This is a genomic window from Bacillus sp. FSL K6-2819 (assembly GCF_038008305.1).
GTDB lineage: Bacteria > Bacillota > Bacilli > Bacillales > Bacillaceae > Bacillus > Bacillus amyloliquefaciens.
On record NZ_JBBOYV010000001.1, the window covers coordinates 780,718 to 801,722 of the forward strand.

A 21,005-nucleotide genomic window follows, 5' to 3' on the forward strand; every position below is an offset into this window, starting at 1 on the left:
GCTCCTTATATTTTTTTCTGAAAAGGAATGTGTTCCATCAGACGCGGATAGGAAATGTGAAGCAGGCCGTTGACGCACTGCGCCTGTAAAAGATGGGGCTCAGCCGGTTCAGGAAGATCAATCGTCTCATCAATTTCCCCGTAATACCGGTTTTGGCAGATTCCCATGTCCTTGGGAAAAAGGGGCGTGATGTTTCCTTTTATATGCAGCCGTGTTCTTGACAGCAGCCTCAATGTTAATTCTTCTTCGTAAACACCGGGCAATTCCACAATGACAAATGTGTACTGTTCATCCTGATAGATATCATAAATCAGGGTGTTTTTTTGTAAGGAGAAAAACTCTTCGGGAGATTTCCGTTTCAGGACATTGGTCCAAAAGTCGCTGGGCTTGTGCTCATTCGTAATCTCAAGCCACTTTCTCATTTTTTCGATATCCACTTCAGCATAGCTCCCCTATATTTGATTTGCGATCGGCATTGACGGGTTGGCGATCTGATCCTGATCGCTCACGTCAGGGTCAAGATGGCCCGAATTCAAACATCCGGCGGCCGGCGAAAAGTCTCCTAAAGAAAAGTTCGCGCCGACAAGTTTACTGTTGGCGGTGTGGCTGTTTTGTACGGTCTGACCGATATCGACGTTTCCGTTTTGCGTTGCTCCGTTTACTTTTATATTGACGACGTTAATTTGGTAAGGCATTCATAAAAACCCCTTTAATCTATAATGGGCGGCACCGGCGTAATATTTGCGGTATCTGCGGTTCCGATGGCTGTCTGGTCGTTTACATCAGGATCATTTAACAAGTTCTCCATCATCGATTCTATAGGTGACGTATCGCCGAATGAAGAGTTCAGTCCTTGTGATTTGTTATTTGTGGTGGGACTGTTGTATGCCGCTTCCCCAATCGTAATAGATCCGTTGCCAGAAATACTGTTAATCTTCAAATAGTACAGGTTGATAACAGTGGATGGCATCTCTTCACACCTCTTTAACTTAGTTGTACAGTACTGTATGCTTTTGCTGCTCCTGTTGTGATTCCGCCTGGACATGCTCCGGGAAAAACAAGTAATCAAGACCCCGTCCCGGCGGGGATTTTTTTGTGTAAGGGTCTTTCGCAGTATATTTGTGATGAAAGCGCTATAAAAATAGATTGACGACATGTATATACATCATTACAATAGAGTCATAAACATGTATATACAAGTTTACAAGACAAAATGAAAACGGTTACGGAGGGGTTGGCATGGGTGAGTTTAACCGGGCTGCGCGGCAGATCGCTGAAGCTGTCGGCGGAATCGAAAATATTGAGGCGGCGACTCATTGTGTTACGCGTTTGCGGTTTGCGTTAATAGATGAAACCAAAGTGAATCAGAAAATGCTTGATGCAATAGACATTGTCAAAGGTTCTTTTGCGGTAAACGGACAATTTCAAGTCGTGATCGGGCAGGGGACGGTCAACAAAGTATATGCGGAGTTAGTGAAGGAAACAGGGATAGGCGAAGCGTCAAAGGATGACGTAAAGAAGGCGGCAGCGCAAAAAATGAATCCGTTGCAGCGCGCTGTGAAAACGCTTGCGGACATCTTTATTCCGATCCTTCCGGCGATCGTCACAGCCGGGCTTTTAATGGGTCTGAACAACATCTTAACGGCGGAAGGCATTTTCTTCAGCACAAAATCGATTGTCCAAGTGTATCCGCAATGGGCGGATCTCGCCAATATGATTAATCTGATTGCGGGGACGGCCTTCGCTTTTCTGCCGGCTTTAATCGGCTGGTCAGCAGTGAAGCGGTTCGGGGGAAGCCCGCTTTTGGGCATCGTGCTCGGGCTGATGCTTGTGCATCCTGATCTGTTGAATGCATGGGGCTACGGGGCTGCCGAGCAGAGCGGCGATATTCCGGTGTGGAACCTCTTCGGCCTTGAGGTGCAGAAAGTCGGGTATCAAGGTCAGGTGCTTCCGATTCTGCTGGCGTCTTATTTACTTGCCAGGCTTGAGCTCTTTTTAACCAAACGGACGCCGGAAGGCATTCAGCTGTTAGTCGTCGCACCTGTGACGCTGCTGGTCATCGGTTTTCTGTCGTTTGTCATCATCGGACCGATCACTTTTGCGATCGGAAACGCGCTGACAGCGGGATTGATCGCTATTTTCGGCCAATTCTCCGCCATTGGCGGCCTGCTGTACGGAGGGCTGTATTCGGCGCTTGTGATTACGGGGATGCATCATACGTTTCTGGCGGTCGATCTTCAATTAATCGGCTCAAAGCTCGGCGGCACATTTCTATGGCCGATGCTCGCTTTGTCAAATATTGCTCAAGGATCGGCGGCTTTGGCCATGATGCTGATTACAAAAGATAAAAAACAGCGGGGGCTTTCACTGACGGCCGGCATTTCCGCATATTTGGGCATTACCGAGCCGGCGATTTTCGGCGTAAATCTGCGTTACAAATTTCCGTTTGTGATCGCCATGATCAGTTCGGGAATCGCAGGGATGTACATCTCCGTTAAAGGCGTTTTGGCAAGCTCAGTCGGAGTCGGCGGCGTGCCGGGGATTTTCTCCATCATGAGCCGGTACTGGGGGCCGTTTGCGCTCGGAATGCTGATCGTGCTGATTCTCCCGTTTGCGGGAACATACGGGTATGCGCGGCTGAAGCGGAAAAAATAGATAACCTGCGGGACGCCTTCATTCAGGCTGTCCCTTTCCCTTTTCAAATCAAACGAATACAGGCGGTGAAGAAAAATGAAAACAGACAGCACACCATGGTGGAAAAAGGCAGCGGTGTATCAAATTTATCCGAAGAGCTTTAATGATACGACGGGAAACGGGATCGGCGATCTTAACGGCATTATCGAGAAGCTTGATTATTTACAGAAGCTTTTGATTGATGTCATTTGGCTTACGCCGATTTACGATTCACCGCAGAATGACAATGGCTATGACATTCGTGATTACTGCACCATTTATGAAGAATACGGAACAATGGAGGATTTTGAACGTCTTCTCAATGAAGCGCACAAAAGAGGGATCAAGGTCGTCATGGATCTTGTTGTAAACCATACATCCGTCGAGCACAGGTGGTTCAAAGAAGCGGTCTCGTCACCTGACAGTCCGTATCGGGATTTTTACATTTGGAAAGACGGAAAGGAAGACGGCCGGGCGCCGAACAACTGGGAATCAAAATTCGGCGGCTCCGCTTGGAAGCTCGATCCGGCGTCAGGCCAGCACTATCTGCATTTATTTGATGTGTCGCAGGCTGATTTGAACTGGGAAAATGAAGAGATGAGAAAACGGGTTTACGACATGATGCATTTTTGGTTCCAAAAAGGGATCGACGGCTTCCGGCTTGATGTGATCAATCTCATTTCTAAAGACCAATCGTTTCCTGATGCCAAGGACGGACATGACGGGCGTCCTTATTATACGGACGGGCCGCGTGTGCATGAATTTCTCCATGAGATGAACCGGGAAGTGTTTTCGAAATATGACAGCATGACGGTCGGTGAAATGTCCTCGACAACGGCTGATCACTGCATCCGGTACACAAACCCGGAAAGTAAAGAACTCGATATGACCTTTAACTTTCATCATTTAAAAGTGGATTATCCGAATGGTGAAAAGTGGGCGCTCGCTCCGTTTGATTTTCTGAAGCTGAAACGGATTTTAGCGTTTTGGCAGACGGAGATGCAAAAAGGCGGGGGCTGGAATGCTTTATTCTGGTGCAACCACGACCAGCCGCGGGTCGTATCCAGATACGGAGACGACGGCGTGTACCGGACGAAATCAGCTAAAATGCTGGCGTCGGCGATTCATATGATGCAGGGAACGCCTTACATTTATCAAGGCGAGGAGATCGGCATGGGCAATCCGAAATTCGATGACATCGGCTCATACCGTGATGTCGAATCACTGAACATTTACAAGAAGATGAAGGAAGAGGGCGTGCCCGAAAAAGACATTATCGCCATTTTAAAAGAGAAATCAAGAGACAATTCAAGGACTCCCGTTCAATGGAACAGCGAACCGAACGGCGGTTTCACGACGGGAACGCCTTGGATTCCCGCGGCGGATGATTATCAGGACATTAACGCAGAAGCGGCTTTGCGGGACCCGGATTCAATTTTCTACCATTATCAGAAGCTCATCCGGCTCAGAAAGGAATATGACATCGTGACCGAAGGAACGTTTGAACTGCTTGCTGAAGACGATCCGTCGGTTCTGGCGTACGTGAGACACGGCAAGGATGAAAAACTCCTGTGCATCAACAACTTCTATGGAAAAGAAGCGGATTTTACGCTCCCGCTTGAAGACATGGCCGGCTGGCGGTTTACGGTGCTGTTGACGAATGATGAACAGAGGGAAGGGCGGCCGGAACGATTGACGCTCCGTCCGTATGAATCGATCGTTTATCATCTGACCAAAGCGTGATACACTAATCTGGGTGGTCATGAATGAAAGTGAATAAATACATCACAATCTATAAAGACATGGTGCAGCAAATCGAAAGCGGCATGCGGAAGGCGGAAGACGTTCTTCCGTCTGAAAATGATTTGTGCGATCAATACGGCGCATCAAGAGAAACCGTCCGCAAAGCGCTCAATATGCTGGCGCAAAACGGCTACATCCAGAAAATCAAAGGCAAAGGCTCCGTCATATTAGACAGAGAAAAAATGCGTTTTCCCGTCTCAGGCCTGATCAGCTTTAAGGAGCTTTCGGAAACGCTCGGAAAAGAGACGAAAACGACGGTTCACCGTCTCGGGCTGATTCCGCCTCCCGCCGAAGCCGCAAAAGAGCTTGGCACAAAGGCGGATGAAAAGGTGTGGGAAGTCGTCAGATCAAGGCGGATTGACGGAGAACACATTATTTTGGACAAGGATTACTTTGTGAAAAAGCACGTTCCTCTTTTGACGAAGGCGATTTGCGAAGATTCGATTTACGAGTATCTCGAAGAAGAGCTCGGTCTGTCAATCAGCTACGCGCAAAAAGAAATTGTCGTGGAGCCGGCAGGGGAAGAAGACCGAAAGTATTTGGATCTCGGCGGATTCAGCCATATGGCGGTCGTGAAAAACCGTGTGTTTTTGGAGGACACCAGCCTCTTTCAATATACGGAAAGCCGGCACAGGCTCGATAAATTTCGTTTCGTCGACTTTGCGAGAAGAGAAAAATAAGAACGGACTGCCGCGGCAGTCCGTTTTTTTGTCAGTATCAAAATGGATACTATCCAACAAAAATGTGCGTACTGGTACTTTTAAAAATGTTGGCTACAATAGTACATACGAGATTGTAAAGGAGAGATCAGAATGTCAGATAAAAAACACGAGATCATCGAAGCGTATCAATTCAGACACGCCACAAAGGAATTTGATCCTGAGAAAAAAATTTCAGAAAGCGATTTTGAATTCATTTTAGAAACGGGAAGATTATCCCCAAGCTCACTCGGTCTTGAACCTTGGAGATTTGTCGTTGTCCAAAATCCGGAGCTTCGCGAAAAACTTCGCGAGTTCACGTGGGGCGCGCAAAAGCAGCTGCCGACCGCAAGCCATTTCGTTCTTCTGCTTGCCCGGACGGCAAAGGATATCCGTTTTGACGCCGACTATGTCAAAAACCACTTGCGGGAAGTCAAAAAAATGCCGGATGATATGTATGAAGGCTATATCAGCAAAACGGAAGAATTCCAGAAACATGATTTCAATCTGCTTGAATCAGATCGTGCGCTGTTTGACTGGGCATCAAAGCAGACATATATCGCCCTCGGCAATATGATGACAGCCGCTGCGCAGATCGGCATTGATTCCTGCCCGGTAGAAGGCTTCAATTACAAAGAAATTCACCGGATTCTTGAAGAAGAAGGGCTTCTTGAAGACGGAAGTTTCGACATCTCCGTCATGGCCGCATTCGGGTACCGTGTCAGAGAACCGCGCCCGAAAACAAGATCTGTCTCAAAAGACGTTGTGAAGTGGGTATAAGATAAAAAAGCTGCCGGGAAACTGCCGGCAGCTTTTAACGTTTATTTTGTTTCGCTAAAAAATAGGCGGTGATCCAGGACGTAACGGGAATGATCAAGCCGATCCCGATTCCGGCGCAAAGAATGGTGACGGCTTCTGCGCTGAAGACTTTTGAGTTCACTATTTTTTCAGCAGAGTATGATAAGTCTTTAAACCATATAATTAAAGCCAGATAGCTGCCGAAAAAAGCAAAGAATAAAGTATTCGTATTCGTTCCTAAAATATCTCTCCCGATGCTTAAACCGAATTTGTACAGATCTTTTCTGTTCATGGACGGATTATGGCTGTGAATTTCTCTCATGGGCGAGGTAATGGAAATCGCCACATCGGTAATCGCCCCTATCGTGCCCATAATGATCATCGCAGCGGTCACCTTCACAAAATCCACCCCGACAAAAAGCGTGAATATACCGATATCACCCAGTTCTTCTTCACCAAATCCTTGAATCGAAGTATGTTTCGTTACGGCCATAATAAAAAACAGCAGCAATACAATCGTCAGCATTGCAGAAATAAAGGCGGTTACGGTTTTGACGTTTCCCCCGTTAATATAAAAAAGTGTAATGCTGCAAATCACGGCGGAAGAGAGCAATGTTAAAACAATCGGATTGATATGCGGGTCTGTCATTAAAATGATGGTGAGAAAGAGAACACCGAAATTTAAAAATAACGCAATAAATGATCTCGCTCCCTTTTTACCGCCGATCATGACCATCAATAGAAATAAAATCGCCGCAAGAATTACGATGACATTCATGAGCTTGCCTTCTTTCGTTTAATGAAAAAGATAGAAGCATACAGACTGGCAGGTATGGTTAAAACAATTCCGATCCCCCCGGCCAATGCTCTGGCTATTTCCAAGGAAATGTTCATAGAAAGAGTGAATCCTATCGGTGAATCATTTTTCAGATACAAAAGCATCATCGGAATAGAGCCGCTTATATAAGCAAAAAACAGAATGTTGGTCATCGCCCCCATTATGTCTTTTCCGATCTCCATCCCGGACCGTTTAAGCGCTTGTAATGAGATACTCTTGTTTTCTTCATATAACCCAAAGACAGATGACGTCATGGTAATGGCCACATCCATGACCGCTCCCAGTGATCCGATGAATACCCCAGCCATAAACACCGTGTGATAAGGGCGGGTTAAATACTGCATTTCTTCATATCTGAGCCCTTTCTCTCCGGCAGCCGTCATCACAAGATACGTAATCAGCAGGGAAACAAATGTGCCTGCGAGCGTCGCGGCTATGGCCGCATATGTTTTCGCGTGAAAGCCGCTGACAAGCAGCAATGATATGACAGTAAAGATGAGAATACAGATACCGCAGATGAAAATGAGCCCGATGTTCTGGTGCTTCCGGTACAAATCTAATGCAAACGACAGCAAAACAGCGTTAAAGATCAGGCTGATGATCGAAAAGAAGCCTTGTTTTTTACCGACGATAAGCAAGGTGAATATGAAAATCCAAGCGATCAGCAAAAGCTGTTTATCCCGTTTTTTATCTATAATGCTTCCCGATATATCCTTATTTGACGTGTTTCCTTTATCAATAGAAACGAATACTTCATCGCCGATTGAATATTTCTGATCATTCGCTCCGGAGGATGAATATTGATTGGACAAATGAATGAGCTGTCCTTTCCGACTGCCGTTTTCAAGTTTGGCTGTGATCCTCTGATTGAAAATCCTATCTTTGTTTTTATGCATGTCCTGCACGTCAGATTGATGCTCCAATGTTGTTTTCGTCACTTTGGCAATCGGGCGCTCATAAAAAGAAGCGTTGTAATTGACGAAAATGAGCGAGCCGATAAAACAAAGTGCTGTTATTGCGTAAAACAGCTTTTTTTTGTAAGTCATGCTGTTTCGTATCTTTCCTGTTATCTTCAATAAAAGTCCTCCAAACAGGCGGCGCCGGGAAAGCCAGACCCGCCATGAAGTGTCATACCATAGATTGTACGTCTGTGCGATATTTTATCATTCGGACATGCGGCTGTCGACTCAGAAAGGGACCGACAGAAAAGCTCCCCTGATATCAGATCAGGGGAGCTCTTGTGCCGAACCGCCCGATAAAAGCGGTTTTTTTATGCTTCGTTCACTTTTTTTGCTTTTCTTCTTTGATACAGATACAGTGCCGTTCCGAGCGCGCTGATGAGAAACCCTGCAAGGAGAATGGTATACATAGTTGTGGCCGTATCAGGAAGCAGGCCGCCCGGCGATACTCCGTCCTGCGCAGGGCCGGATGATGGGTTTTGTCCGTTTGGCTGCTTTCCCGAGCCGTGATCTCCGCTTGCCGGCGGCGCGCTCTTCGTGTTTGCGTTTAATATGGTGTATTCACTGAAATGATTTGTATAGCCCGTGACGAGATCGTGTGAAACCGAACCGTTTTCTGTTTTTGTATAGACGTGCTTTTTCCGGTCTACATGATAAATGCCCGGCTGTTTCGCTTTTTTCGTATTCTCAATGCGCAGGGTGAGCTTTACCGGCGCTTTGAATGTTTTTACTTCTTTGTTGTTCTGCTTCATTGTAAAATCGTACACATTTGAAAGCGACCCGCTTACTTTTCCTTTCGGCGATACGCCGAACCTTGTATCAGCTGCGGCTGCGTTTGCCATCGGCATTTTCATGCTGAACTTGTCATGCAGGATCGTAAGGGAAGAATCAGTTGTTCTGTCCTTTAACAGTCCGATCTGTTTTTTGGTCACACTGAGGTCAATCTGCTTTTTGGCGCCGTCATTCTTGTCGTAATACACGATCGGAGTGTTGGCGTTTTTGGCATAGACGGCAAATGCGCTGTCATCTTCAAGGGTCCATGAGCCGTTTTTTTGTTTCGTCGGCAGGTACACTTCTTGTGCGCGGCCGTCAACTTTCGGTTCAACCGCTTTTCCTGCTTTTTCAAGCTGTTCTATGAAGACCTCATAGTCGACAAAGCCAAGGTCTTCTTTATGTGATGCTTCGTTAAAGACGGAATATCCGTCTCCGCCTTCACCGACAAAGTTACTTGTGGCGACTCTGTATGTTTCCATATCAGAAATCGGCTTTAAGCTGCCGTCATCCTGCACGGCCGCGGCTTGAAGAACGCGGTGTCCCGGTTTTTTATTCAGTGTAAACGTGTATGTCAAGCCGGCAACTTGAGGGAAGGCGCCGCCTTGAGCCTCAATTCCGCTTAACCCTTGTTCCAGGGCTTGTTTGATCTGTTTTCCGGTTAAATCCGCGACGTAAAGCGTGTTGCCGAACGGCATCACATTCAGTACATCACCGAGTGTGATGTCTCCTTTATCAATGCCTGCGCGGATGCCGCCCCCGTTTGTAATCGCAAGTTGGGCGCCGGCCGCTTCCTTCGCTTTTTGAAGCATGCCGTCTGCGATGAAGTTCCCGAGATTCGTTTCTTTGGAGCGGACATGCTCACGCTGGCCGTCAAGTGCGACCTTCGTTGAGCCGACTTTTTCATTTTTGACTGAGATGAGCTCTTTTTTAAACGGATCAAGCTCTTCTTTCAGATCCGGGTCTTCTTTCGTCTGCTCGTTCACAGGCAGCGCCTGAAGAGAGGATTGTTTCGGCAGGACGACGCCGTTTTTGTCAAATGCGACATCAACCCGGCCTAGGTATTCACCGTATTCTTTTGCTTGTGCGACGATGGTCGGCTCTTCGTTTTTGACTATCTCCATTTTATCTACAAGCGTATGCGTATGTCCGCCGACGATTAAGTCGATGCCTTTTACTTTTTTGGCGAGATCGAGATCGCGCTGATGCCCGATATGGGTCAGAGCGATAATTTTATTGACGTGTTCTTTGTTCTGTATCTCTTTTACCGTATCTTGCGCCGATTGGAAGGCATCGTTAAAGACTATGCTTTTTCCCGGGCTTGATGTGACGGACGTATCTTCTGTCGTTAAGCCGAATACGGCGACTTTTTCTCCGTTTACATTAAGCAGAATGTATGGATAGATGCCTGCTTTTTTCTTTTTTCCTGCCGTAAACGTGTCTGCTTTTTTGATGAATGGACTGAGCTTTGATTCTTTGGACACATCAACGTTCGCGCTGACGAGCGGAAAATCAGGCGCTTGGAAATGATATTTTCCGGACGGATCAACCGCGCTTCCGTTACCGCTCAGGAAGCTGGCGAGAGCACCCGGTCCTTTATCAAACTCATGGTTTCCGAAGGTCATTGCGTCGTAGCCCATGCTGTTCATCAATTTTAAATCCGCCAGTCCCTGCCACTTTGTGAAATAGAGATCGCCTGAGAAGACGTCTCCCGCATCAAGCAAAATGCTGCTGTCGGTTTCGCTTCTGATTTCTTTAATTTTCGTCATCCGCCTCGCCGCGTTATCAAGGTGGGCGTGCGTGTCGTTTGTATGCATAACGGTGAGCTTCCACGGATCATCTTTCGGCGGATCTGTGCCCGGTTCATCATCCTTGAACTGGAGCTTGTACTGTCCGTAGCCAGCGTTTTTGGATTCTCCGATATAGGCAACGTCATCTGCACGGTCGGCAAACGGCTTTGCGGCCAAGGAGGATTCAAATGTCAGGTTCGTCCCTTTGACCGGAAGGATGGACCAGTTATGATCAGCCTGCGGATTAATCGTTTTCTGCTGGATGATGTAGTCCATTAAGACCTGTCTGTTTTCATCGGCTGATGAATATACGATTTTATCATTGCTTAAGTGAGGGAACCCTCCGCCTCCTGAAGCGCGGTAATTATTTGTGACGATAAGAAATTCCTGCTTGGCGCTGACGGGCTTCCCTTGATAAGAAAGGTTGACGATCCGGCTTGCGTCGGGATGAATGACTGTTCCGTTTTCATTGTATTTCGCCGGTTTTGTGACATCGACCTGATAGGTGACGCCGTCAATGACATCGAAATTGTATGAGCGGTAGGCGTCATTTATGAGGGCTTGGCTGCCGCCTTTTGCCTGGTCGATCTGATTAAACTGCCCCGCGGACATTTCGAGCCAGTCTTTCACTTCGCTTCCGTTCAGCTTGACGATCTGAACCGTGTTGTCATACAAGTATAAATCGCCGATATTTTTGATGGCGAGGTCACCTGCGGAAATGTTTGTATAGTAGTTTGAACCGTTCCGCCCCCCGGCTTTAAACGGAGCGCCCGCAGAGAGGATAGGCAGATCTTTATATTTCGTATCCTTCATCTTATTTTCGGCGTACCATTTTTGCGCATCCGTTACGATTTGAATGGACGGATCATCTTTGACTTGGGCGAAGAAACTGTTGATATCGGCTTTTGTCTGGCCGACAGGTTCTCTGATATATTTGAGCGTGCCTTCATGCGCTTTTTTGACGGTATTGACGACGGTTTCGTTTTCCGAAGTCACATTTCCGGCAATCGGCTCGATGCTGCCTTTTGCATCTTCCACATGCCACGCGCCGTCTGTTTTCTGGAGCCGGAGGTCGATGACGCCAGCATATTTGCCCCAGCTGCTGGACATGACAACGGGGATGCCGTTAATCGTGCCTTTATCGACGTCGAATTGATCAGCGCCTTTGTATTCGGCATCAGGGAACAGCCCGTGCTGATGCCCGGATACGATGGCGTCAATTCCGCTGACTTTTGTTGCCAGATCAAAAACGGCATTTTCCGCGCCGGAAGACTGCGCTTTCTTTTCGATGCCGCTGTGGGCGAGGGCGATGACAATATCGGCTCCTTCAGCTTTCATCTTCGGAATGGTTTTCTTTGCGGATTCCACAATGTCTTCGACCTGAATGCGGCCCTCAAGATTTTTCTTATCCCACGTCATGATTTGGGGAGGAACAAAGCCGATGTAGCCGACTTTTATCTGATGCTTTCCGCCGTTTTCATCTGTAACGGTTTTCTCTTTTATGACATAAGGCGTATAGCGGTTTTCGCCGCTTAATGTTTTTACATTGGCGTTGACGATCGGATATTCGGCGCCTTTGATCGTCCCGTCCAGAAATTCAAGCCCGTAATTAAATTCATGATTGCCCAGCGTTCCTGAATCATAGTGCAGACTATTCATTACTTGAATGATCGGATGGGTCTTTGCACCTGAGATAATATCATTTTTCTCATATTTTACTGCGTATTCACCGAGAGGATTCCCCTGGATCAGGTCTCCGTTATCGACAAGCAGCGTATTCGGGTTTTCGCGCCTGTGCTTCTCAATAAGCTGAGCCGTTCGGGCCAGCCCGAATTCCGTTGTCGGTTTGTCGCTGTAGTAATCGTAATCCATCATGTTAGCGTGAACGTCAGTTGTCGCTAAAATGCTGAGATTCACACTGGAGGATTTGTTTTCTTCTGCTTTAATGGGTGATGTTGGGAGGATTAGACTAAGTATCATAACTAGGGGCAGCAGAATACGGAGTGTCATATTGACGCTGCATCGTCTTTTCTGTATTCTCACCTGTTCTCCACCTTTCAACAAATTTTGTCATGCAGTACCATTGTAAGAATATTTTGTGAAAGTTTATATAGATTTCATGATGATTCTTGTAAAAAGATGAAAAATGAGGATAATGACCTATGTAATACGGATGGGCGGCAAACGTGTCTCCCATGTTTGATATTAGTCTGGCTGGGGTCATGGATTTATGTAGACTTCATCAAAGCAGGAGGTAGTAACTATGGGTAAAAAAATTGCAGTTGTATTAACGGATTATTTCGAGGATGTCGAGTATACTGAACCTGCGAAAGCTTTTAAAGATGCAGGTCATGAATTAACAGTGATTGAACAGGAAAAAGGAAAAACAGTAAAAGGCAAACAAGGGGAAGCGGAAGTGAAAGTGGATGCGTCCATCGATGATGTGAATCCGAAAGACTTTGATGCATTGCTGATCCCGGGCGGATTCTCACCTGACATGCTGCGAGCGGATGACCGTTTCGTCCAATTTGCCAAAGCGTTTATGGATGATAAAAAACCTGTTTTCGCCATTTGCCACGGCCCTCAGCTTCTCATCAACGCGAAAGCATTGGACGGGCGCAAAGCGACAGGGTTTACATCGATCCGTATTGACATGGAAAACGCAGGCGCAAATGTAGTGGATGAAGAAGTCGTCGTCTGCCAGAACCAGCTGGTCACAAGCCGCACTCCGGATGACATTCCGGCATTCAACCGCGAATCATTAAAACTGCTTGCGTAATATAAAAGCGGAGCGCCGTATCAGGCGTTCCGCTTTTTTGATGAAGATTCCCGAATGACCAGCTCAGGCGCCAGAATAATGCGCTGTTTTTTGTGCTGGGAACTGGCGATTTTATCATGCAGCAATTGAGCCGCTTCTTTTCCCGACTGCCGCGGAAAGGAAGAAACGGTTGTGAGCGGGGGATAAGAAATTTCAGCTTCCGGCACGTTATCAAAACCGACAATATCAATATCTTCGCCCGGGATGAGCCCGGCTTTTCTGATCCCTTGCATGACACCGAACGCGACCAAATCACTGAAGCAGAAAATCGCGGTCGGGCGCTCAGGCCGGCGGAGCAGCTCCATCACTGCTTCATAGCCTGCCTCGCGGGTCGGTGCACTGTCAATGACAAATTCATTTTTCACTTCAAGATCGGCCTCACGGAGCGCTTTTTTTAAACCTTTCATCCGTTTTGTCCATGTAGATGAGTGCTTCACGCCGCCCAGAAACGCAATCTCCTGATGGCCTTTTTCAATGAGATGATGCACTGCCTTATAGGTGCCTTCTTCATAATCGGCTCCGACAAAATCACAGTCGGCATCGGCGATTTCCCTGACGGCGAGCACGACCGGAATGTCAAGCTGTTCAAGGCGGGAAAGGGTTTCCTCGGCCGCGCCTGAAACCGGACATAAAATCAATCCGCCGACCCTGTGTTCCAGCATAGTCGAGATCAGCTGCTCCTGCTTCGCGACAGAATCAAATGTCGTGCCTAACAGCACCGTTAATCCGACTTCCTCGAGCGTATTCTGAACGCCGATCAGAAATTCTGAGAAAAACGTATTGGAAATGTCAGTAATAATCAGTCCTACCGTTGTAGACGTCTGTGATCGTAAATTCGCGGCGACCCGATCATACACGTACCCCAGTTCCCGCATGGATTGCAGCACTTTTTCACGGGTCGCTTCGGAAATTCGCGGATTATTGCGGACGATTAATGAGGCGGTCGATGTTGAGACGCCGGCATGCTCAGCGACCTGCTGCAATGTCACCCGGCGTTTTTTTTGCTGTTTCATACGTGCATTCCTCACTTGGTTTTTATTGTTACAACCATTATAAGCGTTTTGGCGCATGAGAAGAAAGGGAGAGGGGGAGAAAATGATAAAGCGCCGGAAGACGGATTGTCCTTCGGCGCTTTTGTTACAATAGGTTATTCAAACATTTGCTCTTTAATATACTGAACCGGCATTTCACGGCCTGTCCAGTATTCAAACGCCATGGCGCCCTGCCAAAGCATCATGCCGAGGCCGTTAATGGTTTTGCAGCCGGCCTCTTGTGCCTGTTCGAGCAATTTCGACGTAACGGGGTTGTAAACGACGTCTGTCACAATCAAATCCGGACGGAGCATGGATGTGTCTTCAATGACGCTCAAGCCTTCAAGCGGTTTCATGCCGACACCCGTTCCGTTTGTGAAAATATCGCTTGTGGCGATTTCAGCACGCAGCGCATCTTGATCTTCTAGCGGGAAGATATTCGCTTTACAAGAAGAGCCTTTCATTTCTTCATTGATGATGCGGACATTTTCTTCCGCTTTTTCGAAAAACGCGTCATTGCGGGCGAAAATTGAGATTTCGCCGAGACCTTCCAATGCGGATTGAATCGCAATCGGAGTGGCAGCCCCGCCGGAACCGACAAGCGTCATTTTTTTGCCTGTGATATCGATGCCGTGTTCTTTTAAGTTGCGGACGTATCCCATACCGTCAGTGGAGTGTCCGATCAATGTGCCGTTTTCATTAACCACTGTATTAACTGCACCGGTGAATTTCGCTGAATCCGCGAGTTCATCGAGGTAAGGGAGAATTTTCATCTTGTTCGGCATCGAAACATTGAAGCCTCTGACGTTTAAGGCGCGCATTCCCGTTACCACGTCTTCAAGCTGTTCATTGCCGACTTCAAACGCGAGGTAAGCGTAGTTCAGCCCTAATTTTTTAAACGCCAGGTTGTGCATCGCCGGAGATAAAGAATGTCCGATCGGTGTCGCGAATAATCCGATAAGCTGAGTTTTTCCGTTAATCCGTCCTAAATCTTTCTTCATGATGTATTCCTCCGTTAGTCCATTCATCTGTTTTTCATCCCGCTCGGGGGAAGAAAAACGCTGATTACATATTTTTATTTAAAATGCTGAGTACACTGCGCAATTCATCAACGGGAATCTGTCCGGGCGCTGATGCTTCTTTGCCCGCGCCGAACGTGCATGCCGAGCCGAAGACTTCGCCGGCCAGGCGGCTGATCAGGCCCGTGCCTGCCATGGACATCGTGATGATCGGCCGGTCTGCGAATTGTGTTTTCATCGTGTGTGTGGCATCCAATAAGACGAAAACATCTTCAGTGCTTTGCGGCATCACCGCGATTTTCGGAATATGCGCGCCATACGCCTGCATTTTGCGCAGCCGGGAAATGATTTCCTCTTTTTTCGGTGTCTGATGAAAATCATGATTGGACATGATGACATATACGCCGTTTTCTTCAGCGGTTTTTACAATTGATTTGACCTCGGCATCGCCTGTAAACAATTCAACGTCTATAAGGTCAATGTGTTTTGTTTCGATTGCGGTTTTGAGCAATTCAATGTAAAAGCGGCCGTCAATGACTTTATTTCCGCCTTCTTTATGGCTTCTGAAGGTGAAAAGCAGCGGTGTTTCGCCTGCGGCTTTCCGCAATTTTTCAAGCATGTCTTTTACGGCGTCCAGGCTGTCAACATGCTCGTAAACATCCGCCCGCCACTCAATGATATCCGGGTGAAGCTTATTAACGGCTTCCATTTCTTCAAGAAGCTCTTTCTCTCCGGCTGCCATCAGCGGCACAATGATCTTCGGAAGGCCTTCGCCGATAACCGTGTTTTTGATTGTAATAGTATGCATGATAAATCCTCTCCCTTAAAAAATAGTCAGGCTTTCATCACTTGCTTAAAGCGGATTCCGATAAACAATGCGAGAAGTGCGCTGACAGCCGCAATTCCGATATCTAGCAGAAAAACAGGGGTCAGGCCGGCCGCTTTGGATATCGCTCCCGTTACAAGCGGAATGACAATAAAAGATAAGCTTGATGCTATATTAACAAAAGATGTGATGGTACCTTTATTTTTAGGGAATAAAACAGCCATAACCGTCATCGCCAATTGCAGAATACCCGCAGTTGAAAGACCGATGACAAAGGAGCTGATGACCGATACGGCCGGCTGATGAATGAAAATCAAAGCAAGCAGCGCGATTGCCGCGATCACCGGGTACAGCACCATTACCGTAATCGGCTGAATCACTCTGTTTAACAGCACGGCCAACAATAACACAGACACAAGCGCCCCGATGCTGTAATAGCTAAGCAACTTAACGGCTTGCACCTCCGGCATGCCCAAAACGGATTGTCCGAACTTAGGAAGCCATACTTGAACGAGCATAAACAGCGCCGTAGATGAAAAGCCTAACAAAATAATGGCAAGTCCTTCGCGCCATATCGACGGCTGTGATTTGAACGTGTCATCCGGCGGAAAGGCTTCCGTCAGGCCGCCGTCGTCTTTTTGCTTATGATTCGGAAACGGCACCTTCAGCAGGAAAAAGCCGTTCAGGAAGAAAATGATGCCCGGCACGAAAAAAGTCCAGCCGTAAAACAAATGCCTGTCCGCAATAAATGCGATAAAAAACGGCAGCACCGTCGCGCCGATGGATACAAACGCTTTGATTAACACGGTTGCAGAGCTTGCGTTTTTCGGAAATCCTTCAATAAGAGCAGGATATGTCCCGGAATCCAAAAAGGAATTTGCGATCCCTGCGAAAATGGCGAAGATAAACGCGGCCGTATAGCTTGTCGAAAGCGGAATTCCGATTAAGAAAATCAGATACAGAAATGCGCCCGCCACGATAAACGGCCGTCTCCCGAATGTATCCGAGAGCTTTCCGGCAAACAGAAGCGAAATCAGCTTCCCGATTCCGATGGCGGAGACCAAATAGCTGACTCCGGCTGCTGATGTATGAAGCTGTTTTGATAATGCCTCCATATTGGATGCGATAATAATATTGATCATGCCCAGCAGGAAATAGTTGATATAAAGACCCGCTGCCATTTTGGTGTATATGTTTTTCATGATGACATCCCCTAATGCGGTTAATAAAGAATTAATTTATTTTTTAAACTGATAAAAGCCTAGAACCATTCCCCTTTATTGAACCACTGCCTTTCTCTGAAAACTGGTTTGATAAAACGGCTGCAGAGACAAACGGATATACTCGCGTAACGCTGATACCAATCAAGTATATCGTTCTACTAAATAAAAAAATATAAGCGGCCCGCTCATTTAGTATATCGTTCTACCAAGTTCACAGTTACTATACTCCTTCTTTTTATATGTGTCAAACCGATGAACTTTTATTTTTCACTTTTTTAATTCAAAAAGACCCGCCGTTTTCGGCAGGTCTGACATGGGTTTATTTTCTGAGAGAGGCGAGCTCCTGGGCAATGGCCTGCATTTCACTCGGGCTGAATGATTCCTTTTTCATGACCATTTGATGAAGATATGTAAGATCTTCTATTTTTTCATCACTGAAATCTTCCGCTTTGATGACGCCGACATTGAGCATATTGAGCTTCTGCGAAATGTCTTCAATCATCTTGTTTAACGTTTCTGTTTGTTGGCTCGGCAAATTCATGCATCCTTTCATGACCGTTTTCGTATCCTTTATTCTAACAGAATTCATTTAGAATAAAAGCATATTTCCACAGCCGCAGAAAAGTTGCTAAGATGATGATAAGGTTTTTGATCCTCAAAATATGGGGAAAGAATAGGGAGGTTACGATATGGTACATGTTCTGTTTGTCTGTCTGGGAAATATTTTCCGGTCGCCTATGGCAGAGGCGGTATTTTCTGATATGGTAAAGAAAAACGGGCTGGAAAATCAGATTAACATTGATTCAGCGGGAATCGGCGCCTGGCATGCGGGAAATCCGCCGCATGAAGGGACAGAGGAGATTCTAAAGGAGAAAGGAATCAGCACAAGCGGCATCACGGCAAGGCAGGTCCGTGAGTCTGATCTGACCGATTTCGATTACGTCATTGCAATGGATGCTGAAAATATCGGACATCTGCGCAGCATGGCCGGTTATAAAAAAGCGGCGCCGCGTATCGCAAGGCTGCTTGATTATGTACCGGAGTCGGATCTTGCGGACGTGCCCGATCCGTACTATACCGGGAATTTCAGCGAGGTGTACGCGTTGATCGAGTCGGGGTGCCATCATTTGCTGGACACAATTAAGAAAGACCATCATTTATAAGGGGGATTGACCGATGAAACAGACACGCTTCATGGCAAAAGCAATTCTGATCGGCGCTGCCGCCGGCGGAGCACTGTCATTATTACATAAGCCGACAAGAGAGGCATGTTTCCGGAATATGGACGCGTGCAGGCAGCGTGCTGCATTTTACCGGAAAAATCCTGAAGCCCTGAAACAGGAGGCTTCTGCAAAAATGGATCAAGTGAAAATCATGGCCAATACCGTATCAGACGATCTGAGTTTTTTAAACAATCAGATCTCCAAGCTGAAGCAGACAACACCGCAGGTCATTGAGCTGTTAAAAGAAACGAAGGAGCATTTTTCGAAAAACGATCATTGAGGTGGGATGTCATGAGTTTTATGAAGGAGCTGTTTGCAAGGTTTTCTCTGCATGAAGGACAAAGTAAATCGGCGGAGCTGGCGTATTTTTTTCTGCTGTCATTGTTTCCGTTAATCATTTTCATACTGACGCTCACCGCCTATCTTCCCATATCGGCAGAAGACGTGCTCGGCGCAGTCGATCAATATGCGCCCGACAGCGCCATGTCCATGGTGAAATCCATTACGGAGCAAACGCTGAACAAACGCAGCGGCGGGCTTTTGTCATTCGGGATTATCGCCGTCATCTGGTCGGCTTCCAACGGTATGAATGCGATTGTCAGAGCATTTAACCATGCCTACGAAGTCGAAGAAAACCGCTCATTTATCATCATTCGCCTGACCTCAATTTTTTTAACCATCGCGATGGTGGTTACGATTTTAATCGCACTGCTTCTGCCGGTGTTCGGCAGAGAAATCGGGCTGCTGGCCGCAGATTTTATCGGCGCCCCCGGCCTGTTTTTGCAGGTGTGGTCGGTTGTCCGCTGGGGTATCAGTCCGCTAATCCTTTTAATCGTGTTTACCGCGCTTTACATTTTCGCGCCGAATAAAAGGCTTTCTCTCCGCTTTGTGCTGCCGGGAGCCGTGTTTGCGGCAGCCGGCTGGATTATCGTCAGTATGCTGTTCTCATTTTACGTCGGCACTTTTGCCAACTACAGCGCCACATACGGGAGCATCGGGGGAATTATCGTCCTTATGATCTGGTTTTACCTGACGGGAACCCTGCTGATTTTAGGAGGAGAAATCAACGCGCTTTTACATAAACGTAAAAAGCTTCCTGATGAAAATCCCTACCGCGGGAGCAAGCTATAGAGGAACGGATGACGTTCAAGCTGAAAACGGAGGGAAACCGATTATGACCAAGCATACGAAAAAAGGCGGAAGCCATAATAAACAAAACTCAAAAAACGGCCCGAAGAATAAAACAAGCGGAAGCGCGAACGGGCAGAACGGATACCACTAGAAAGAAGCCGCCTGGCATGGAACAGGCGGCTTTTTTTATGAGACCGGGAAAGAATGGGATTCAGATGCAGGGCTGTGCTTTGTTTTTCCGAAGACGAGCGCAAGCCAAATACAGATGAGGATCACCGTAATAAAATAAAACAAATTGGCGCTTTCAAACCGCTGCATATACCAGCCGCCCGCCACCGGCCCGATCATGCTGCCGAGGCTGAAGGAAATGCCGCAGAGCAGATTGCCCGCCGGAAGCAGATGGGACGGCAGCAGGTCGCTCATATAGCTGATACCGAGGGAAAACATACTGCCGACCGCCATCCCCGCCATGAAAAAGCAGCCGCCGATAACGGCAGGCGACGGAAACAATCCGGCCGTCGAAAAACACAGGGCGCCCGTCAGTAAAATGACGAGCAGGACACGTTTTCTACCGAACCGATCGCTTAATAAACCAAGCGGAAACTGGAATACAATACTTCCGATGGCGAAAGCGGGCAATATCAGCGCGACGGCATCAACGGATATGCCTAAGCGCAGGGCGTACACGGGGAAGCTTCCGTTCAGCGCCGTTTCTAAAAAGCCATAGCCGAAAGCCGGAAGAAAAGCGACCCAGCCGAAAAGAATGGCGCGGTAGAAACGTTTTGCGCTGTTGTCCCCGGCTGTTTCATCCGGACCTTGCGGCGGGTGCTCATTACGTAAGAAAAACACAAACAGCCAGGCGGCAAGACTGATACAGCCGGATACAATAAACGGAAGGGACGGACTTGTTTTCACAAGAGGAACCATGAACGGACCGACAGCGAATCCAAGCCCGAAGGACAGCCCGTACAGCGAAATGTTTCTTCCTCTGTTTTGAGGCGTTGACTTTGAAGTCACCCACGTTTGGGTTGAAAAATGAAGCATATGGTCGCCGATTCCGATAAGCAGCCGAAGAAAAAACCATATCCATATGGATTGAAGCCAAATAAAACTGAATAAGCTGATGATGACAAGAAATCCGCCCGTTACCATCAGTGGTTTGTATCCGAGCTTTCTCAGCGGCGCTTCCATAAACGGCGACGCGAGAAGCACGCCGATATACAGGCCGGTTGCGTGAAGGCCGTTTATGGCGGCTGATTCTCCGTTCGTTTCAAAAATGACGGAAATCACCGGCAAAAGCATGCCTTGGGAAAAACCGGAGATGGAAACAAGCAGAACCAAAATAAAGAAGTGCAGTCGTGACATCGCGTATTTTCTCCTTCTTCAGTATCTGTCTTGATCGTA

21 protein-coding genes are annotated in these 21,005 nt (G+C 47.3%); 9 read left to right on the plus strand and 12 right to left on the minus strand.

Annotated elements, in window-relative coordinates; all coding sequences use genetic code 11:
• Positions 1-5: 5 nt before the first annotated feature.
• The 3 genes from MHH91_RS04060 to MHH91_RS04070 are packed head-to-tail and all read right to left on the minus strand — an operon-like array spanning position 6 to position 970.
• Positions 6-437, minus strand: a complete 432-nt coding sequence (locus MHH91_RS04060) for an Hsp20/alpha crystallin family protein (protein ID WP_013351372.1) — start codon at positions 435-437, stop codon at positions 6-8.
• Between the two features lie 15 nt (positions 438-452).
• Positions 453-695, minus strand: coding sequence for a spore germination protein (locus tag MHH91_RS04065; RefSeq protein WP_013351373.1), 243 nt, complete (start codon positions 693-695; stop codon positions 453-455).
• A 14-nt stretch (positions 696-709) separates the two neighbouring features.
• The gene (locus MHH91_RS04070; RefSeq protein ID WP_007408496.1) at positions 710-970 is read right to left on the minus strand and encodes a spore germination protein; all 261 of its coding nucleotides are present in this window, start codon (positions 968-970) and stop codon (positions 710-712) included.
• Positions 971-1,239: 269 nt separating this feature from the next.
• Between MHH91_RS04070 and treP the strand changes: the two genes are divergently transcribed.
• From treP to MHH91_RS04090, 4 genes are all read left to right on the plus strand, one after another.
• The gene (gene treP, locus MHH91_RS04075; protein ID WP_014469890.1) at positions 1,240-2,655 is read left to right on the plus strand and encodes a PTS system trehalose-specific EIIBC component; all 1,416 of its coding nucleotides are present in this window, start codon (positions 1,240-1,242) and stop codon (positions 2,653-2,655) included.
• A 75-nt stretch (positions 2,656-2,730) separates the two neighbouring features.
• The gene (gene treC, locus MHH91_RS04080; protein ID WP_013351376.1) at positions 2,731-4,416 is read left to right on the plus strand and encodes an alpha,alpha-phosphotrehalase; all 1,686 of its coding nucleotides are present in this window, start codon (positions 2,731-2,733) and stop codon (positions 4,414-4,416) included.
• A 23-nt stretch (positions 4,417-4,439) separates the two neighbouring features.
• Positions 4,440-5,156, plus strand: coding sequence for a trehalose operon repressor (gene treR, locus MHH91_RS04085; RefSeq protein WP_013351377.1), 717 nt, complete (start codon positions 4,440-4,442; stop codon positions 5,154-5,156).
• Between the two features lie 132 nt (positions 5,157-5,288).
• Entirely contained in the window at positions 5,289-5,954 is a 666-nt protein-coding gene (locus MHH91_RS04090) for an NAD(P)H-dependent oxidoreductase (protein ID WP_013351378.1), read from the plus strand.
• A 34-nt stretch (positions 5,955-5,988) separates the two neighbouring features.
• Here the strand turns inward: MHH91_RS04090 and MHH91_RS04095 are convergent, their stop codons facing one another.
• The 3 genes from MHH91_RS04095 to MHH91_RS04105 form a co-directional block, all read right to left on the minus strand.
• Positions 5,989-6,750 carry a YibE/F family protein gene (locus MHH91_RS04095; protein ID WP_013351379.1) on the minus strand — a complete coding sequence of 254 codons (762 nt, stop codon included), beginning with the start codon at positions 6,748-6,750 and terminating at the stop codon, positions 5,989-5,991.
• Positions 6,747-7,886 carry a YibE/F family protein gene (locus MHH91_RS04100; RefSeq protein ID WP_013351380.1) on the minus strand — a complete coding sequence of 380 codons (1,140 nt, stop codon included), beginning with the start codon at positions 7,884-7,886 and terminating at the stop codon, positions 6,747-6,749. Before MHH91_RS04100 ends, MHH91_RS04095 begins: the two co-directional genes overlap by 4 nt.
• A 194-nt stretch (positions 7,887-8,080) precedes the next feature.
• Positions 8,081-12,373, minus strand: a complete 4,293-nt coding sequence (locus tag MHH91_RS04105; RefSeq protein WP_088030487.1) for a multifunctional 2',3'-cyclic-nucleotide 2'-phosphodiesterase/3'-nucleotidase/5'-nucleotidase — start codon at positions 12,371-12,373, stop codon at positions 8,081-8,083.
• A gap of 220 nt (positions 12,374-12,593) precedes the next feature.
• On the opposite strand from MHH91_RS04105, the gene MHH91_RS04110 reads away from it, so the two are divergent.
• On the plus strand, positions 12,594-13,109 hold the full coding sequence (locus MHH91_RS04110) for a type 1 glutamine amidotransferase domain-containing protein (RefSeq protein WP_003155578.1): 516 nt from the start codon (positions 12,594-12,596) through the stop codon (positions 13,107-13,109).
• 20 nt (positions 13,110-13,129) lie between these two features.
• On the opposite strand, the gene MHH91_RS04115 is transcribed toward MHH91_RS04110, so the two are convergent.
• The 5 genes from MHH91_RS04115 to MHH91_RS04135 form a co-directional block, all read right to left on the minus strand.
• On the minus strand, positions 13,130-14,161 hold the full coding sequence (locus MHH91_RS04115; RefSeq protein WP_014469893.1) for a LacI family DNA-binding transcriptional regulator: 1,032 nt from the start codon (positions 14,159-14,161) through the stop codon (positions 13,130-13,132).
• A 134-nt stretch (positions 14,162-14,295) separates the two neighbouring features.
• Positions 14,296-15,180 carry a shikimate dehydrogenase gene (locus MHH91_RS04120; protein ID WP_014469894.1) on the minus strand — a complete coding sequence of 295 codons (885 nt, stop codon included), beginning with the start codon at positions 15,178-15,180 and terminating at the stop codon, positions 14,296-14,298.
• Positions 15,181-15,244: 64 nt separating this feature from the next.
• The gene (gene aroD / locus MHH91_RS04125) at positions 15,245-16,006 is read right to left on the minus strand and encodes a type I 3-dehydroquinate dehydratase (RefSeq protein ID WP_013351384.1); all 762 of its coding nucleotides are present in this window, start codon (positions 16,004-16,006) and stop codon (positions 15,245-15,247) included.
• A 26-nt stretch (positions 16,007-16,032) separates the two neighbouring features.
• The gene (locus MHH91_RS04130; protein ID WP_013351385.1) at positions 16,033-17,226 is read right to left on the minus strand and encodes an MFS transporter; all 1,194 of its coding nucleotides are present in this window, start codon (positions 17,224-17,226) and stop codon (positions 16,033-16,035) included.
• A 340-nt stretch (positions 17,227-17,566) separates the two neighbouring features.
• Complete coding sequence (locus MHH91_RS04135; RefSeq protein WP_013351386.1) at positions 17,567-17,782, minus strand: DUF1128 domain-containing protein; 216 nt, start codon at positions 17,780-17,782, stop codon at positions 17,567-17,569.
• A gap of 154 nt (positions 17,783-17,936) precedes the next feature.
• On the opposite strand from MHH91_RS04135, the gene MHH91_RS04140 reads away from it, so the two are divergent.
• Genes MHH91_RS04140 through MHH91_RS04155 form a run of 4 tightly spaced genes read left to right on the plus strand, consistent with a single transcriptional unit; the run spans position 17,937 to position 19,752 of the window.
• Positions 17,937-18,410: a low molecular weight protein-tyrosine-phosphatase gene (locus tag MHH91_RS04140; RefSeq protein ID WP_014469895.1), complete on the plus strand. Its 474-nt coding sequence runs from the start codon at positions 17,937-17,939 to the stop codon at positions 18,408-18,410.
• A gap of 13 nt (positions 18,411-18,423) precedes the next feature.
• Positions 18,424-18,750, plus strand: a complete 327-nt coding sequence (locus MHH91_RS04145) for a hypothetical protein (RefSeq protein ID WP_014469896.1) — start codon at positions 18,424-18,426, stop codon at positions 18,748-18,750.
• 11 nt (positions 18,751-18,761) lie between these two features.
• Positions 18,762-19,601 carry a YihY family inner membrane protein gene (locus tag MHH91_RS04150; protein ID WP_014469897.1) on the plus strand — a complete coding sequence of 280 codons (840 nt, stop codon included), beginning with the start codon at positions 18,762-18,764 and terminating at the stop codon, positions 19,599-19,601.
• A complete protein-coding gene (locus MHH91_RS04155; RefSeq protein WP_014472487.1) occupies positions 19,570-19,752 on the plus strand; it encodes a hypothetical protein in 183 nt (60 codons plus the stop codon). The genes MHH91_RS04150 and MHH91_RS04155 overlap by 32 nt, the downstream gene beginning before the upstream one ends.
• 35 nt (positions 19,753-19,787) lie before the next feature.
• Here the strand turns inward: MHH91_RS04155 and MHH91_RS04160 are convergent, their stop codons facing one another.
• Positions 19,788-20,966: an MFS transporter gene (locus MHH91_RS04160; protein ID WP_014469898.1), complete on the minus strand. Its 1,179-nt coding sequence runs from the start codon at positions 20,964-20,966 to the stop codon at positions 19,788-19,790.
• Between the last annotated feature and the right edge of the window lie 39 nt (positions 20,967-21,005).